A 15,001-nucleotide genomic window follows, 5' to 3' on the forward strand; every position below is an offset into this window, starting at 1 on the left:
TGCCGTGACCGCCGGTGTTCCGCCACCGCGCGATCTCGACATGCGCGCCGGCTTCGACCAGCACGTGGGCGGCGTGGTTCCCATGTCCACACGTGTCACGGATACCGACGGGCAGTCGCGGACCCTGACCGAACTTGCCGACGGCAAGCCCCTGCTGATGTCGTTCGGGTATTACCGTTGCCCTAATCTCTGCGACCTGACGCTGCACGGCATGGGAACCGCGCTCGCGGCGATGAAGCTCGACTCCGTGAAGGACTATCGCGTGGTCTTCGTCAGCATCGATCCGCGGGAAACATCAGCGAGCGCTATTGAGGCCCGGAACATGTTGGACGGCATGGACCCGAGGGCCGGCGTCCGGCACTGGGTGTTCGCCACGGCGGCGACGCCCGCCATCGCCGCGCTGACCGGCGCTACAGGTTTCCGCTACTTTCTGGATGCCCGAAACGATCAGTATGCACACCCTTCCGGGTTGATCGTCGTGACACCCGAGGGGCGCATTTCCCAGTATTTCTTCGGTGTGGGATTCGATCCGGACGCTGTGCGACTTGCCCTCGTCAATGCATCCGGCGGGCACCTGGGCACCGTCATAGACCGACTCGTGCTGCTGTGCTGCGGATACGACCCGAGTACCGGCCGCTACAGCGTACTCGTCAGCCGGATCATGATGGTCTTGGGTTGCGGCTTCGTCATCCTGATGCTCGGCGGCGCCCTGGTGCTGCGCAGGAGGGCCCGATGACCGGCTTGCCAAACGCGTCGACGTTCGCACCGCGCGTAGACGCGCTTTTCTACACGTTACTGGGCCTGAGCACCGTCGTCGTCCTGGGCGTGTTCATTACCATGTTCGTGTTCGCCGTGCGCTTCCGCCGCGGTCGCAACGTCGATCGCAGTGGCGAAACACACCGCGAACTCGGCATCGAGCTTACCTGGACGTTGATTCCCTTCCTGCTCTTCGTCGGCATCTTCGCCTGGAGCATCAAGCTCTGGATCGATATGCGCAGCCCGCCGGCCAATGCCAACACCGTTTACGTCGTGGGCAAGCAATGGATGTGGGAGTTCGAGCACCCGGAGGCCAGCGTGAAATCAACATGCTCCATGTAGCGCTGGGACAGCCCGTGCGCCTGGTCATGACCTCGCAGGATGTCATTCACGATGTCTCCGTGCCCGCGTTCCGCGTCAAGCAGGACGTCCTTCCCGGCAGGTATACCGACCTTTGGTTCACGCCCACCCTCCCCGGTACGTTCAACCTGTTCTGCGCCGAGTATTGCGGAACCGATCACTCGCGCATGGGCGGCGTCGTTGTCGTCGGCACACCTGCCGAGCACGCGCGCTGGCTGGCAAGCCACACGGTCGGTTCCCTCGCGGACCGCGGCCGAACCCTGTTCACCCGATATGGCTGCGCCGGATGCCACGACCCCGGGTCCGCAGTCCACGCGCCTCGACTGGATAACCTTTACGGAAGCACGGTGCCCCTCACCGATGGCCGTCAGGTCGTCGCCGACGATCGTTACCTGCACGACGCCATCGTCTTGCCGACAACCGAAGTGGCCGCCGGGTATGCCGCAGTGATGCCCAGCTACAAAGATCGCATCGACGAGGCCGATATCCTGGCGCTCGTCGCCTACCTGAAAGTTCGTGGCAATGACCGGGAGACGACGCATGAAGCCCGCTGAGCACGCGCCGCCCAGTTACCTCACCGAGGGCAACACGTTGTGGTCCTGGTTATCGACACACGATCACAAGCGGATCGCCATCCTCTACGCGGTGGCAATCACATTCTTTTTCTTCCTCGGCGGCATTGCCGCCGCTTTCATCCGCCTCGAACTGGCGACCCCCGCCGGCGATGTGATGAGCGCCGAGACCTACAACAAGACGTTCACCTTCCATGGCGTGGTCATGGTCTGGTTCTTCCTCATTCCGTCGATTCCAAACACCCTGGGAAACTTTCTCCTGCCATTGATGATCGGTGCGCGCGACGTCGCTTTTCCTCGCCTCAACCTGTTCAGCTGGTACCTCTATCTGAGCGGCGGCATCTTCACCATCGCGTGTCTTCTGCTTGGCGGCGTGGATACCGGCTGGACGTTCTATACGCCGTTTTCGACCATGTTTTCCAACTCCAACGTGATGCTGACCGTGGTCGGGGTGTTCATTGTCGGCTTCTCGTCGATTCTTACCGGGCTTAATTTCATCGTCACCATCCACACCATGCGCACCAAAGGCATGGGCTGGTTCCGCATGCCGCTTTTTGTCTGGTCGATGTACGGCGTTTCGCTGGTCATGATGCTGGCGACACCGGTGCTTGCCATGACCCTGGCGCTGATCGCAGCGGAGCGTCTGTTCGGCGTCGGCATCTTCGACCCCGCGCTCGGTGGTGACCCACTGCTGTTCCAGCATTTTTTCTGGTTCTACTCTCACCCGGCCGTATACATCATGGTGCTGCCGTCCATGGGCGTGGTGAGCGAGTTGATCACGGCAAGCGTCCGGCGACGGATCTTCGGTTACCGCTTCATGGTGTATTCGATCATCGGCATCGCCGTGGTCGGTTTCCTGGTGTGGGGACACCACATGTTCGTGGCCGGGCAGTCGATGTACGCAAGCGTGGTGTTCTCCATCCTCAGCTTTATCATCGCGGTGCCCTCGGCCATCAAAGTCTTCAACTGGACCGCCACCCTTTACAAGGGCGATATCGCCTTCGGTGCGCCGATGATCTACGCCCTGGGTTTCGTCGGCCTGTTCATGGTCGGTGGCCTTACCGGTCTCTTCCTCGCAGCAACGGCGCTTGACGTCAACCTGACGGATACCTACTTCGTGGTGGCTCACTTCCACTACATCATGGTCGGCGGCGCCGTCATGGCGTACCTGGGGGGTATCCATTTCTGGTGGCCAAAGATAACGGGGCGGCTCTACTCGGAAGCGTGGGCACGATTTGCCGCCATCCTCATGTTCCTCGGCTTCAACCTCACGTTTTTCCCGCAGTTCATCGCGGGCGCGGAAGGCATGCCGCGGCGGTACCACGAATATCCCGCCCAATACGCCCTCCTCAACGTCCTTTCATCGGCGGGCGCGGTTCTTCTCGCGGCCGCTTACCTGCTTCCCATTGGCTATTTCCTCTGGTCGTTCCGTTACGGTGAACGCGCCGGCCCGAACCCCTGGGGAGCCAAGGGCCTTGAATGGGAGACGTCGTCACCACCGCCCACGCACAACTTCGATCATTCGCCCGTGGTGACCGATGGCCCCTATGCGTACGCCAGCCCATGACGGAAGCCGCACGCCAGGTAGCTGAGCAGTTCGACGACGCCGCCCAGCAGCGGGACGCCGCGACGCTTGGCATCTGGGCGTTTCTTGCTACGGAAGTCCTGTTCTTCGGCGTGCTGTTTGCCGCCTATACGGTCCTCCGGCTGATGTGGCCCGACGCCTTTTCATCAGGCAGCCGGCACACCGACCTCACGCTCGGTACAGTGGAAACCGCGGTGTTGTTGACCAGTAGCTTTACGGTGGCGCTGGCTATCCGGGACGTCCAGTTAGGTGGACGCCGCATCGCCACGTGGCTTCTTGCGGGCACCGCCGTTCTCGGCCTCGGCTTTCTGGTGATCCACGGCTTTGAATACGCAGCTGATTTCCGCTCGGCCGACATCCCGGGCATTCGCTACGGTGAAGTCGGCGCGCTCGCAACACAGAAGCAGCTCTTCTTCGTGCTGTATTACGTCACCACGGCTTTCCACGGCCTGCACGTGCTTATCGGGGTGGTGTTGCTTCTGGTGATGGCGCGGCGTGTCTGCCGAGGGGTGTATTCCGCCGAGGACCACACGCCGCTGGAGGTCGCTGGCCTTTACTGGCACCTGGTCGACATCGTCTGGATTTTTGTCTTTCCGCTCTACTACCTGGTGGGACGCGCATGAGCAAACGGCCGCCATCCGTCGGTGCGCATCTGCTGGCACTGGCTGCGCTGGCTGGACTGCTTGCCTTGAGCGTGGCACTGGCCCGGATGCACCTTGGCGCCTTCAACGCGTTCGCGGGGCCGGCCATCGGCGCCCTGAAGGCAGCGATCGTGTTGTTCTTCTTCATGAAGCTCTCGTCGAGCGGGGCGCCGATCCGCTTCGCCGCCTGTTTCGGCTTTGTCTGGCTAGCTATCCTTATCGTGCTGACCCTGGGCGACTTCCTCAATCGCGTACCGGTCATCATCCTGTAGCGGAGCGCGTTCGCGGCGACGCACGCGTACGGGCACACCCTTCGCTGCAGGCGTTCTGGACTCCACGTCGTGATACCAGAGGGGAACCAACGGGTTCATCTCCGGGTAGTAGCCCCCCAGGCAGCCGGATGGAAGATTGAACGGCGTGATGGTGAGTCCCGCCACCTCGCGCAGGGCGCCATCCCCCGCGTCGCCGATGACGTCCACGAGTTCGCCCGCTTGCAGCCCGTCGCGCGCGATGTCATCAGGATTCATGAGGAGCACCATGCGCGAGCCTTCGAGCCCACGAAGACGGTCGCTGTGCCCGTAGATGGTCGTGTTGAACTGGTCGTTCGAGCGCATCGTGATCAGGTGATACCGCCCGGGCGCATCGCCGACGCCAACGGCCGAAAGAACGGACGGATCAGTGAAGCGTGCCTTTCCGGTTTCCGTCTTCCATTTCCGGTCATGGGCAGGGTTGCCTCGATAAAAGCCGCCGGCATCGAACATTCGCTGGTTGTAATCGTGGAACTGGTCCGGGTAGCTCGTCTCGATCAGATCGCGGATCTTGCCGTAGTCGCTGGTCCAGTCATCCCACTGCCACTTGGGATGCGGCGGCAGCGCCGCCTTGGCGATGCCCGCAACAATGGCAACTTCAGATAAAAGATGTTCGCTGGCGGGTGTACGACGGCCCATCGAACCATGGATGTGGCTGAAGCTGTCTTCCATCGAAACGGACTGGCTGCCACTTGCCTGCCGGTCATCCTCGGACCGTGCCAGGCACGGCAGCAGATACGATGCTCGGCCGTGGACAAGATGGCTGCGGTTGAGTTTAGTCGCGATGTAGACGGTCAGTTCCTGCTGCGTCCAGGCAGCCTCCATCCGTTCGCGCTCGGGGATGGCGCGGACGAAATTACCGCCCAGGCTGATGAAGCCCTTGACCTTGCCGGCCAGCACACCCTCGCAGGCCTCCACCGTGCCCATGCCCTTCTCGCGCGGCGGCTCGAAGTCGAATTGTTTTGCCAGCAGGTCGAGAGGCACGAGCTCCGGCTTCTCGGAGATGCCCACGGTACGCTGACCCTGGACATTTGAATGCCCGCGCACCGGACACACACCCGCTCCCCGCCGGCCGATGTGTCCGCCCAACAGCAACAGGTTGACGAGCATGCCCACGGACTGCGAGCCGTGCACGTGCTGGGTCAGGCCCATGCCATAAACGCCAATCACGTTCCTGGCGCTAGCAAACACTTCGGCGGCCGCCTCGAGCTGCACCCGGGACAAGCCGGACTCGCGCTCGATGTCGTCCCATGAGGTGCTTTCGACTTTCTTCGCGAAGGCCTCGAACTCGCTGGTATGTCCCGCGATAAAGGCGTGATCAACGATTGCCCGCTCGCCCTTGCCGACGCGCTCGGTATCCAGCACAAGCACGTGTTTGCATAAGCCAAGAAGGGCTGCGATATCTCCGCCCGGTCGCACTTGCAAGTACATGTGCGACAGTTCCGTCGCCTGCCCGGTGAGCATCTGCGCCGGATTCTGTGGGTTGATGAAGCGCACCAGCCCTTGCTCCCGGACCGGATTGAACGTCACTATCTTGCAGCCCCGCTTCACCGCCTCTTGCAGCGGATGGAGAAAGCGCGGGCTGTTGGAGCCAGGATTCTGACCAAAGTAGAAGATCGCATCGCAGTGCTCGAAATCTTCGAGCACGCACGTTCCCACAGGCGAACCGATGACCTTCTTCAGACTCACCGAAGTGGTTTCGTGGCACATGTTGGAGCTGTCGGGGAGGTTGTTCGTGCCGTAAAAACGGGCCAGCAGTCCATACAGGTAAGACTGCTCGAGCGCCGCCTTCCCTGACGCGTAAAAAACCACCGAGGCGGGGTCGAGACCTCGCAACGTTGTCCCGATGGAAGTAAACGCCTCATCCCAGGTGCATGCTACGTAGCGGTTCGTCGGCGCGTCATAACGCATCGGCTCGGTCAACCGGCCCTGCATTTCGAGGTCGTAGTCGTCCCAGGTGAGTAGTTCCGTCACCGTATGCCCGGCGAAGAACGCCGGTGTGCAGCGGTCCGAGGTCAGCTCCCACAACGTGGATTTGGCGCCGTTCTCGCAGAACTCGAACGCATGCGGATGGGCCGGTTTGCCCCAGGCGCACGAGGTGCACATGAAACCGCCGGCCTTGTTCTGATGCAGCAGCGTATCGATAACCGAAGGCGTCGGTTTTTCACGCCAGACGACTTGAGCCATGCCGCTGACCGAGCCCCAACCGCCTGCCGCACCCTCATGTTGAAGGCCTCGCTCTTTCTTGTTATCCATGTTCACCACTCACGACAGGACGGTCGGCTTCTCGAAGGGCAAGGGAACAGCTCCGGTCGCGACAACGGCTTTGTCTGCGTTCTCGACGGCCGCTCCCTCGCCATCGATAACGACCAGGATGCGACCGGACTCAATCTCTTGTTCAAAAGCCTGGCGTACCGGGTCGGGCGTCGAGGCGCCCATCAAGGCATTCGTCCAGGCGCCAACCAGTGCGCTAACGGTGCCAACAGCCACCGCTCCCGCCAGCGTCACGCCCAGTGGCGGAATGGCCATGGCGACCAGACCCGCAAGGAGTCCGGTAGCACCGCCTTCCGCGAGTCCCCGAACGGCGGCCGGCATGAAATCGGTATGCGCGTCTTTGCGATCATCGGGAATGGCTTCCAGCTCGACATCGGAGCGGGCGATCAGCGACAAGTCGTCGTTGCTTATCCCCGCCCGCCTGGCAGCCTGAATGGCCAACTGGGCCTTTTCGAGGTCAGGCGTGCTGTAGACATGGCGGATTTTCATATGCGACTCCCGGGTTTCGTCACCGGGCAATCTTTTGGCCAGTGCGGTCAACCAGGCGTGACGGAAGAGTCGATGAGTGGAAAAGCGGCGTCGCCCAGCGGAGCAAGCGCAGGACGGCCAAACAGGTAGCCTTGCTGCAGGACCACGCCAGCATCGAGCAAGGCTGCATGTTCGTCCGAGGTCTCAACACCCTCACCGACCACCCGAACCCCCAGCTCAGAACAAAGAGCCACCATGTGAGCGACGATCCGCTGGCGAACCCTGTCCTCATCAATACCCCGGATAAGGCCAATGTCCAGCTTGAGCAGGTCAGGCTGGAAATCCGCGAGGAGATTGAAGCCCGCGTAACCCGCGCCGAAGTCGTCGATAGCCGTGAGGAAGCCGCGCGCGCGGTACGTTCGAAGGATATTGAGGAGATGAGCCGGGTCAGTGATCGCTTCGTGCTCGGTCACCTCGAAGATGATATTGGCCAGGGGCCACCCTACCCGCTCAGCCGCGACCAGGGTCGCACGCAGGCAGTGCTCGGGGTTGTAGACCGCATTGGGGAGGAAGTTGATCGAGAGCAAAGCAGGAAGGCTCGCCTCGACGGCACATTCCAGAGCCCGCACGCGGCAGGCCTGGTCGAATGCGTAGTGGTTCTCGGCACTGACCCTCGCCATCACATCCTGTGCCGAGGCGCCGTCCATGCCGCGCACGAGTGCTTCATGCGCAAAGACCGTCCTGGCTGCCACGTCGACAATAGGCTGGAACGCCATTGTGATCTGCTGACCAAACGCTTCCCCGTTGCGGCACGCGCCGCACGCAGCCTGATTCCCCATCCCGCCCTCCGGTTGTCCCCTGCCTTTAACGGCAGCCTTGGCGAAGACTAAACAAGGGCGGCGGTATCCATGTGAAGACGACCTCACCGAGACCCATCGGTAGCCATAGATCAAGCGACACGCGCATTTGCGACACACGTTGTTGACCTCGGGCCGGGCATCGTCGATCAACGATTTACAGGATGCCCGATGGAAATCAATCTGGAAGAGCCGACGACCTGCCTGTTGGTTGAAGACGATGTCTTCGTTTCCGACGCTTACAAGATGGTGCTCGAGGACGCCGGGATTCGCGTCTGCCACGTTGTGACAAACGAGGTCGATGCCATCGACGCGCTCCTCGCGCGCAGACCGGACATTGCCCTGGTCGACGTCGATATTGAGGGCGGAGATTCGCTGGGGGTTGCCACGGCTCTCATTGCGAAGGACGTGGCGGTCGCTTTTGTATCCGGGCATCCGCACACGGTGCTTCCGGCACCTTTTTCGGGCCTGCCTTTTCTTCAGAAACCGGTGACCCGAGCTGCCCTGTTGGCCCTAGCCGAGACATTAAGGAAGACCATCCTGTAATGCTTATTCAGGTACCTCTAGACATTTGTGCAGGGTCTTTTGACACATCACGCTGATGTTGCAGTCACCATCGAAACGTCTTGTCCTTCGTGCGGTCCGATCAATGCTCGTGTTTGACATTCCGTTTCACCCACCCGATGACGAAAACTGGACGGTCGACCTGCCCTGTGGCGAGCAACGCGCATTCGATGCGCGCCACGATGCCGTCAGGTTCGCGGCGCGCGAGGCAGCCCGCCTCAAATCGACGGAAGGGCTCGAGACGTATTTAAGCCTTGAAGGTGAAGACGGCAAGTGGCGTTTGTTCGGGCCGGACCTCAAAGCACCCAGGCCCTGATGGCTTGCACCGTCTACTCAGATGGGTGCGAGCGGCGGAGCGAGCATGCGGGCAACGGAACTGCTGAAATCGTCGAGATCGAACGGCTTGGATATCATCGACATGTTGTCACCCAGAAAGCCTGCGCGGGTGGGAACGTTGCCTGCGTAGCCGGTCATGAAAAGCACCGGCAGGTCCGGAAGTGACTGGCGGACAAGGTCGGCGAGCTGGCGGCCATTGAGCCCTGGCAGGCCGACGTCAGTCACCAGCAGGTCGAGTCCCATGATGGACGGAAGAAGTGTGAGCGCCTCATCAGCCGCCGCTGCCGCATGCACGCTATAGCCAAGCGTCGAGAGCAATTCCGACACCAGGCTACGCACCTGCACATCATCTTCAACGACAAGGACAGACTGCCCGTTGCCGTCCACGCGCGCGGATCTTTCCTCGCTGGACGACACGAGGTCTTCCCGCGCCACGGGTACCTCTAGTCGAACCGTCGTGCCCTTGCCCGCGGCTGAACTAATGTCGATGTTGCCATTGGACTGCTTGATGAAGCCATAGATCATCGACATGCCAAGTCCGGTGCCCTGCCCCAACGGCTTCGTCGTGAAAAACGGTTCAAAAACCCGGGCGAGCAGTGCCTCGTCCATGCCAATGCCCGTGTCGGTCACGGAAAGCACAACGCACTCACCCGATGCGGCCCCGCCAACAGCTTTGCCTGCTGACGTCGCTGTCTGGACCGTCAGGTCGCCGCCGTCCGGCATGGCGTCCCGGGCGTTTATGACCAGATTGAGCAGCGCGCTTTCGAGCTGGTTGGCGTCGGCCAATGCGAGGGGAAGCCCGGCTTGAAGCACCACATGGAGTCGGATGTCTTCGCCGAGCGTTCGTACGAAGAGCTCCTCCATCGACGCGACCATGGCATTGACGTCGACGGGCTTCGGGTCAAGCGTCTGCCGTCGCGAGAAGGCCAGAAGTCGCTGAGTCAAGCCCGCTGCCCGCTGTGCCGACGCCGTGGCCGTATCGACAAGACGCCCGATCCCGTCGAAGTTGCCCGCATCGACGCGCATGCGCATGAGGTCCATCGCGGCGAGAATACCGGTGAGCATGTTATTGAAGTCATGCGCGATACCCCCGGTCAACTGGCCGACCGCCTCCATTTTCTGCGCCTGGCGCAGCGCCGCCTCGCTTGCCTCCCTTGCCTGCATTTCTGCCTGCAGTGCCGCTGTCCGCTCCCGCACCCGGACTTCGAGTGCCGCAGCCTGGAGGCGCGTGGCCTCCAGAGCCACTTTCCGATCGGTGATGTCGGTAGCAAACACGTGAAAGCCATCGACCTCGCCACTGGCTCCCATGCGGGGTAAGTAGCGGATCTCGGCCTCCCTCTGTTGCCCGTCGACCGTCGGCCAGGACGCCTCCAGTCTTACGGCCTCACCGTTGAGCACACTCGCGACGGCCTGTCTGCGTTCTTTCCACACGTCCGCGCCGAGCACTTCGTCTACCCGATGGCCCAGCACCTTGCTCACGGGCATACCGAACCAGTCTTCGTAAGCACGATTTGCGAAGCGATAGACGAGGTTCCTGTCGATGAACGCAATGAGCACAGGAAGGGAGTCTGCGATCAGCCGGAGCTCGGAATGGCTTTCGCGAAGCGCGGATTCACTTTCTTCGAGCCGCGCCATGTGTTCGCGTAGAGAAAACTGCTTCTGGCGTGCTCGCAAGGCCGTCGAGACGGCACTGGCGACCGACGTCGAGCTCAACGGACGTTCGAGCTCGATCACGTTTAGCGCCTCCTCAGGCAAGGACGGTCGCAAGCCCGGGCTGGACGACCGCGCTGCGCGGAGCAGGATGAACGGGATATCCGACCAGGGCTCCTGTCGCCGCAGCGCATCGAGCAGCGTCGTCATATCGCCAACGATGGCCTCCTCGGTAACCACCACCGCGCCGACACTGTCGTCGAGCTTGTCCGCCAGCGCCTGGATCGATGCGACATCCTCAGAGAGGAGACCTCGAACGCGTAGCACGTCGGCGAGCGTTGCAGCATCCCGACCATAGGGGGCGAGGAGTAAAACCCTCCTACTCGCCGACACGAACACCATCCAGCAAGGGGGACTCATTGCCGACGAATTTGGGTGTCCCGGTGAGCACGCCGCGGAACTCTTCCAACGGCGCGCTCAGGCGAATGCCGAGCTCGTCGATCCGGAGCTCGCGAATGGTGTCTTCGTGAGGGCCGCTCCGGTTTTTCAGAACGGAAATGGCTTTGCGAATGCGACCCTTTGCCTCGAAGAACCGGAACAGGATCACCGTGTCGGCGAGATAACTGACGTTGAGGTTTCCGGTCGACATCGTACCGACGAGGCCATGCTGGGGGTTGACCAGAAGGGTCATCACACCGTTTTGGTTGAGAAACGACAGTAATTCGTGCATCTGCAGCATCAGCTGCTTTTCCTGGGGCATCGACGACAGATACCCATTGAGGCTGTCGATGACGATAAGTTTACAGTCGTTGTCTTCCACCGCCTTGCGCACAGTCCATGCGAACTCACCGGGTGAGATCTCGGCCGGATCCATCTGTCGCAACTCGAGCAAGCCGCTATCGATGTGCGGTCGCAAGTCGAGCCCCAACGCGGCAGCTCGGGTCAGCAAGGTGCCGGTGCGTTCGTCGAACTGGAAGATGCAGCAGTGCTCGCCCCGCTCGCATGCCGACCAGACGTACTGGATGGCTACGTTGGTCTTTCCGCTACCCGCAGGACCCGTGAGCAACGCGCTGGTCCCCCGGAGCGGACCACCGCCAAGGAGCCGGTCGAGCTCGACGATGCCGCTGGGCACCGGGTCGCCGACGAAGGGGGCATGGTGCTCGGACGCGACAAGGCGAGGGTATACCTCAAGCCCACCGGTACAGATGGCAAGGTCGTGGTATCCCGCGATGAAGTCGCTGCCACGTAGCTTCTGGACCTGCATGCGGCGGCGCGCTGCGCCGAATTCCAGCGTCAGGCGTTCGAGGGAGATCACGCCGTGGCAGAGACTGCGGAGATGCGCATCCCGTTCGATGCCGTCCCCTGCCAACACGTCGACCAGAAAGACAGTGATGTTGCGAGGAGCAAAAAACTGCTTCAGGGCAAGGACTTGGCGACGGTACCGCAGGGGGTCCTGCGCGAGCAGGCGAAGCTCAGAGAGGGAGTCGAACACAACCCGGGTTGGCTTGACCCGATCGACTTCGGCCTGAATGAGCCTGACCGTGCCGTCAAGTTCCATCTCCCAGGGATGGAGAATCGATTGCTGCCGACCATCCCCGAGAACCGCTTCGGCAGAAGCGAGCTCGAACAGGTGCAACCCGTCGAGCGACCAACCGTGTGATTCGGCTACGCCATGCAGCTCATCGGCCGTCTCGGACAGTGTGATGTAAAGGCAGCTCTCCCCCCGGCGCGCTCCGTCGAGAAGGTATTGCAGGGAGAGCGTGGTCTTACCCGAGCCCGGCTGCCCTTCGAGAAGGTAGAGGCGATTGGCGGGTAGGCCCCCGCGCAAGATGGCGTCGAGGCCGGGTACACCGGTTGCAATGCGTGAAAGGGTCATGGAAGCGCCGTGCCGGGGAACGAATTCCGCCGGCGCCAGTGCGCCCTCGGAGGCCAATGCGGGCCGGAGCCTGCATGTTGATATGGTATGGAGACATTTGTGATGATTCCGCCAGCGCTGGCAGTGGCGCTCGACGCATCGGCACGTAACGATGCATCCATGGCTGCTGGCTGTTCGTATCAGTGGGTATGCCAACCAGCAGACTCGCCTTGAGCGACTATGTCCTGACGACGCGCGCAGAGCCGTCGGAAGGCTGGTTTCGCCCCGCCTTTTCGATCGTCGCTCCTGACGGAACGGAACTCTTCGCGTGGACGGCCCGGTTTGGCTTCGACACACGTCCTGTTGCTCTTGCCTACGCTCGCGAATACGGCCGCGCAGCGGCCTCTATCCTTATCGAGGATCGCGTTCTGAACCCAAGATGATTGCGATATCCGGACGGGCTTCACAGAGACGCCAGTCAGCTTTGTGAAGGCGGGAGCCGGGTGATCACACGGCATCGTGCACGCACATTGCTGAAAATTGCAGGGCGATCTGGATCCTGGGTCGTCCTGCCGCTCCGGGAGAAAAACCTTCCCCCTGTCGGTGCTCTCTGGGCGGCAGGTTTTCTCGGGGAGCCAGTAAAAGCATGGAACAGAGACACGGCTGTGAAGAGGATGGTCCGGTGCGCGGCGCGTGGCCGGATGTCAGCGACGATTTCACTGGAGCAGGTGCCCGGGCAACAGCCAAGCCACTTGCCGTGATCATAGAACCGCGTGGCGATCTCGCTGCGGCGCTCGGGGACGTTCTGGGGGCAGCAGGATTTGAAGTGGCGATCGCCGCGACGCATGGCGGGGCTGCCCTACTGTCAGAGGGACGGTGTCCGTTGCTGTTGCTTGCCTGTGTTCCCTCCCCAGGCGAGACCCTGCGCGAAGCCTACATCGCGGCGTGCCGTCATGGCTGCGGCGAAGTAGCGACGGTTGTCATGCTCTCCGACCGCTGCGCAACGTATGTGGGAGCCCCGCCGTGCGCGATACCGCTCGTCAAGCCCTTCAGCAAAGACGACCTACTCGAAGCCATCGATTGCGCGCAGCTTGCCGCCCATCTGACCGTCACACCGCTCCCGGCATGGATGCCTTCGCGGAACGCGTTTCTTGCGTCGCCGACGGAAATACGTTGCGCGCACGAAGGTTGCTTTTGCGCAAGACCGACGGGCGGCAGGTATTGCAGCGAGTTCTGCCAGGGTGCATCGCAGGCCGCGGCCGACGCCGTTGACGATGGACTCACCTGCGGCTGCAGGCATGGCCACTGCGGCGCAAGGCGTGTCGACCATGCGTAGCGACGGCTCGATGCATGAGACCAGGATTCTTGCACTGGCGTCGCTGGCCACCGACGCCAATGCCATCGGCGAAGCCGTGCTGCTTGAAGATTTCGACGAGGCCCGCTTTCGCGTCGCGTTGTTAGCGACCAATGCGCGTACTGCAGGGTTTGCCAATGTCGCCCTGGCGGCCACCCTCCTCCTGGAGGCCCTTGGTCCGGATGACAGTATTCCAGCGGTAGGCTTCGGAGCGACCTTGCTGCTGGTAGCAGACGCTCTCATGGTCTTCGGTTCCCCCTGAAATCCGAGGCGACGTTCAGCATCGTGAGCGGCACTAACGACGTTGTTTGCGCGCGCTGCTCGCGTTTCCGTGCAAAGTGTTGCCACGGCTCGCATTGAGCCGTCCTGCCGCCGCGGATGCTCCGGGCTGAGTTCCGTGGCGGCAGGGACTTGGGGCCAGCGGAGGACGCATGCTTGAACCATCTACAGGCAAGTACGCCAGCTGGCCGTCGTGACCGATGACCGCGCATCATGATGCTGGAATTCGACGTCAGCTACGAAGAAATCGACGCACTCGACACCTTCACGGGCATCAGGCGTTCGCGCACTTACAGGCCCTTCGCGCCACGCGTCGCTGAGGGCATCCGTAAGCACATCGAATCGAATCTTGACGGCGATCTTTCCACTGCGGCGCTCGCGGCCGCGGTCCGATCGACGACAACCGGTTTTTGCAGGGCCTTCCGGGCGACCTTCGGCACAACGGCGGGTGACTACGTCCTGGCACTTCGCCTTGAGAGAGCGTGCGAACTGATGCGCGAACGGCGACTATCGCTGACCGACATCGCGCTGGCCTGTGGCCTGTACGACCAGCCACATCTCTGCCGGCACCTCCGCCAGCGCTTCGGCATGCCACCGGGCAAATGGCGCAAGGCAATCGCTGCCGCCGACCGTGCCATGACAGCGACAGCCGACGGCGAACGCTCGCATACATGATTAAGGGCGTTCAGCGCTTACCTTCACTTGCCCCCGGACGTCGGCTGCGACGGCTGCGTGCTGCCACTCGTTCCGTTGCTTCCGGAGACGCCGCCGGACGACCTGTTGTGCATGCGCTTGGATCCGGTACCCGATGAGCCGGTCGTAGACGATCCCGTCGACGAGCCGTTACTGCCGCTGCTCGACATCGTCCCGTCGCGGCCGCCGGCCTGCCCCGACTGGCCCGGTTGCGCAGCCTGGCCCGATTGCCCTGCCTGCCCGGCCTGGCCCGATTGCCCCGACTGGCCGGATTGACCTTGCGTGCCTGAACTCGAAGACTGAGCCGCGGCGCCACTGCTACTTTGCGCAAGGGCAAATGTACTGAAAGCTGCGGTGCCGATCACCATGCTGAAAAGGAGAACTTTGTTCATGTGCGTATCCTGATGACTGCCCGTTCGCGGGCAGCGTCAATGTTGGACCGGCAGCGG

17 protein-coding genes are annotated in these 15,001 nt (G+C 62.1%); 11 read left to right on the forward strand and 6 right to left on the reverse strand.

The genetic code is table 11. From position 1 onward, the window contains the following. Positions 1-40: 40 nt before the first annotated feature. Genes ACVWWJ_RS11855 through ACVWWJ_RS11880 form a run of 6 tightly spaced genes read left to right on the forward strand, consistent with a single transcriptional unit; the run spans position 41 to position 4,186 of the window. Entirely contained in the window at positions 41-736 is a 696-nt protein-coding gene (locus tag ACVWWJ_RS11855; RefSeq protein WP_456967987.1) for an SCO family protein, read from the forward strand. Then, positions 733-1,098, forward strand: a complete 366-nt coding sequence (locus ACVWWJ_RS11860) for a cytochrome c oxidase subunit II transmembrane domain-containing protein (RefSeq protein WP_456967989.1) — start codon at positions 733-735, stop codon at positions 1,096-1,098. The genes ACVWWJ_RS11855 and ACVWWJ_RS11860 overlap by 4 nt, the downstream gene beginning before the upstream one ends. Continuing rightward, positions 1,086-1,670, forward strand: coding sequence for a c-type cytochrome (locus ACVWWJ_RS11865; RefSeq protein WP_456967990.1), 585 nt, complete (start codon positions 1,086-1,088; stop codon positions 1,668-1,670). The genes ACVWWJ_RS11860 and ACVWWJ_RS11865 overlap by 13 nt, the downstream gene beginning before the upstream one ends. Next, entirely contained in the window at positions 1,657-3,255 is a 1,599-nt protein-coding gene (ctaD, locus tag ACVWWJ_RS11870) for a cytochrome c oxidase subunit I (RefSeq protein WP_456967991.1), read from the forward strand. The genes ACVWWJ_RS11865 and ctaD overlap by 14 nt, the downstream gene beginning before the upstream one ends. Continuing rightward, positions 3,252-3,896 (forward strand): cytochrome c oxidase subunit 3 family protein, encoded by a 645-nt coding sequence (locus ACVWWJ_RS11875; protein ID WP_456967992.1) that lies wholly within the window; start codon positions 3,252-3,254, stop codon positions 3,894-3,896. The genes ctaD and ACVWWJ_RS11875 overlap by 4 nt, the downstream gene beginning before the upstream one ends. Beyond that, positions 3,893-4,186 (forward strand): cytochrome C oxidase subunit IV family protein, encoded by a 294-nt coding sequence (locus ACVWWJ_RS11880; protein WP_456967993.1) that lies wholly within the window; start codon positions 3,893-3,895, stop codon positions 4,184-4,186. Before ACVWWJ_RS11875 ends, ACVWWJ_RS11880 begins: the two co-directional genes overlap by 4 nt. Here ACVWWJ_RS11880 and ACVWWJ_RS11885 read toward each other — a convergent pair. Genes ACVWWJ_RS11885 through ACVWWJ_RS11895 form a run of 3 tightly spaced genes read right to left on the reverse strand, consistent with a single transcriptional unit; the run spans position 4,121 to position 7,803 of the window. Further along, a complete protein-coding gene (locus ACVWWJ_RS11885) occupies positions 4,121-6,478 on the reverse strand; it encodes an FdhF/YdeP family oxidoreductase (protein WP_456967994.1) in 2,358 nt (785 codons plus the stop codon). The genes ACVWWJ_RS11880 and ACVWWJ_RS11885 overlap by 66 nt on opposite strands. Positions 6,479-6,487: 9 nt before the next feature. Beyond that, the gene (locus tag ACVWWJ_RS11890) at positions 6,488-6,985 is read right to left on the reverse strand and encodes a hypothetical protein (RefSeq protein ID WP_456967995.1); all 498 of its coding nucleotides are present in this window, start codon (positions 6,983-6,985) and stop codon (positions 6,488-6,490) included. A 47-nt stretch (positions 6,986-7,032) separates the two neighbouring features. After that, the gene (locus ACVWWJ_RS11895; protein ID WP_456969700.1) at positions 7,033-7,803 is read right to left on the reverse strand and encodes an EAL domain-containing protein; all 771 of its coding nucleotides are present in this window, start codon (positions 7,801-7,803) and stop codon (positions 7,033-7,035) included. Positions 7,804-7,992: 189 nt separating this feature from the next. Here ACVWWJ_RS11895 and ACVWWJ_RS11900 point away from each other — a divergent pair, with 189 nt between their 5' ends. Further along, on the forward strand, positions 7,993-8,367 hold the full coding sequence (locus ACVWWJ_RS11900; RefSeq protein WP_456967996.1) for a response regulator: 375 nt from the start codon (positions 7,993-7,995) through the stop codon (positions 8,365-8,367). Positions 8,368-8,470: 103 nt separating this feature from the next. Then, a complete protein-coding gene (locus ACVWWJ_RS11905; protein WP_456967997.1) occupies positions 8,471-8,701 on the forward strand; it encodes a hypothetical protein in 231 nt (76 codons plus the stop codon). A gap of 17 nt (positions 8,702-8,718) precedes the next feature. On the opposite strand, the gene ACVWWJ_RS11910 is transcribed toward ACVWWJ_RS11905, so the two are convergent. Further along, positions 8,719-10,773 (reverse strand): ATP-binding protein, encoded by a 2,055-nt coding sequence (locus ACVWWJ_RS11910; protein ID WP_456967998.1) that lies wholly within the window; start codon positions 10,771-10,773, stop codon positions 8,719-8,721. Beyond that, positions 10,751-12,247, reverse strand: coding sequence for an ATPase domain-containing protein (locus ACVWWJ_RS11915; protein ID WP_456967999.1), 1,497 nt, complete (start codon positions 12,245-12,247; stop codon positions 10,751-10,753). Before ACVWWJ_RS11915 ends, ACVWWJ_RS11910 begins: the two co-directional genes overlap by 23 nt. A gap of 209 nt (positions 12,248-12,456) precedes the next feature. Here ACVWWJ_RS11915 and ACVWWJ_RS11920 point away from each other — a divergent pair, with 209 nt between their 5' ends. The 3 genes from ACVWWJ_RS11920 to ACVWWJ_RS11930 all read left to right on the forward strand — a co-directional run bounded on the left by ACVWWJ_RS11920 (position 12,457) and on the right by ACVWWJ_RS11930 (position 14,534). After that, positions 12,457-12,669, forward strand: a complete 213-nt coding sequence (locus ACVWWJ_RS11920) for a hypothetical protein (protein WP_456968000.1) — start codon at positions 12,457-12,459, stop codon at positions 12,667-12,669. Positions 12,670-13,500: 831 nt separating this feature from the next. Further along, positions 13,501-13,842: a hypothetical protein gene (locus ACVWWJ_RS11925; RefSeq protein ID WP_456968001.1), complete on the forward strand. Its 342-nt coding sequence runs from the start codon at positions 13,501-13,503 to the stop codon at positions 13,840-13,842. Positions 13,843-14,072: 230 nt separating this feature from the next. Next, positions 14,073-14,534, forward strand: coding sequence for a helix-turn-helix domain-containing protein (locus tag ACVWWJ_RS11930; protein WP_456968003.1), 462 nt, complete (start codon positions 14,073-14,075; stop codon positions 14,532-14,534). A gap of 23 nt (positions 14,535-14,557) precedes the next feature. Here the strand turns inward: ACVWWJ_RS11930 and ACVWWJ_RS11935 are convergent, their stop codons facing one another. Further along, positions 14,558-14,944 (reverse strand): hypothetical protein, encoded by a 387-nt coding sequence (locus ACVWWJ_RS11935; RefSeq protein WP_456968004.1) that lies wholly within the window; start codon positions 14,942-14,944, stop codon positions 14,558-14,560. Positions 14,945-15,001 lie beyond the last annotated feature (57 nt).

The organism is Luteibacter sp. HA06 (assembly GCF_054061215.1).

Coding starts and splice junctions, on each gene's coding strand:
- ACVWWJ_RS11855 (WP_456967987.1), top strand. CDS start 41: ATGCGCGCCGGCTTCGACCAGCACGTGGGCGGCGTGGTTCCCATGTCC.
- ACVWWJ_RS11860 (WP_456967989.1), top strand. CDS start 733: ATGACCGGCTTGCCAAACGCGTCGACGTTCGCACCGCGCGTAGACGCG.
- ACVWWJ_RS11865 (WP_456967990.1), top strand. CDS start 1,086: ATGCTCCATGTAGCGCTGGGACAGCCCGTGCGCCTGGTCATGACCTCG.
- ctaD (WP_456967991.1), top strand. CDS start 1,657: ATGAAGCCCGCTGAGCACGCGCCGCCCAGTTACCTCACCGAGGGCAAC.
- ACVWWJ_RS11875 (WP_456967992.1), top strand. CDS start 3,252: ATGACGGAAGCCGCACGCCAGGTAGCTGAGCAGTTCGACGACGCCGCC.
- ACVWWJ_RS11880 (WP_456967993.1), top strand. CDS start 3,893: ATGAGCAAACGGCCGCCATCCGTCGGTGCGCATCTGCTGGCACTGGCT.
- ACVWWJ_RS11885 (WP_456967994.1), bottom strand. CDS start 6,478: ATGGATAACAAGAAAGAGCGAGGCCTTCAACATGAGGGTGCGGCAGGC.
- ACVWWJ_RS11890 (WP_456967995.1), bottom strand. CDS start 6,985: ATGAAAATCCGCCATGTCTACAGCACGCCTGACCTCGAAAAGGCCCAG.
- ACVWWJ_RS11895 (WP_456969700.1), bottom strand. CDS start 7,803: ATGGGGAATCAGGCTGCGTGCGGCGCGTGCCGCAACGGGGAAGCGTTT.
- ACVWWJ_RS11900 (WP_456967996.1), top strand. CDS start 7,993: ATGGAAATCAATCTGGAAGAGCCGACGACCTGCCTGTTGGTTGAAGAC.
- ACVWWJ_RS11905 (WP_456967997.1), top strand. CDS start 8,471: ATGCTCGTGTTTGACATTCCGTTTCACCCACCCGATGACGAAAACTGG.
- ACVWWJ_RS11910 (WP_456967998.1), bottom strand. CDS start 10,773: ATGGTGTTCGTGTCGGCGAGTAGGAGGGTTTTACTCCTCGCCCCCTAT.
- ACVWWJ_RS11915 (WP_456967999.1), bottom strand. CDS start 12,247: ATGACCCTTTCACGCATTGCAACCGGTGTACCCGGCCTCGACGCCATC.
- ACVWWJ_RS11925 (WP_456968001.1), top strand. CDS start 13,501: ATGGACTCACCTGCGGCTGCAGGCATGGCCACTGCGGCGCAAGGCGTG.
- ACVWWJ_RS11930 (WP_456968003.1), top strand. CDS start 14,073: ATGATGCTGGAATTCGACGTCAGCTACGAAGAAATCGACGCACTCGAC.
- ACVWWJ_RS11935 (WP_456968004.1), bottom strand. CDS start 14,944: ATGAACAAAGTTCTCCTTTTCAGCATGGTGATCGGCACCGCAGCTTTC.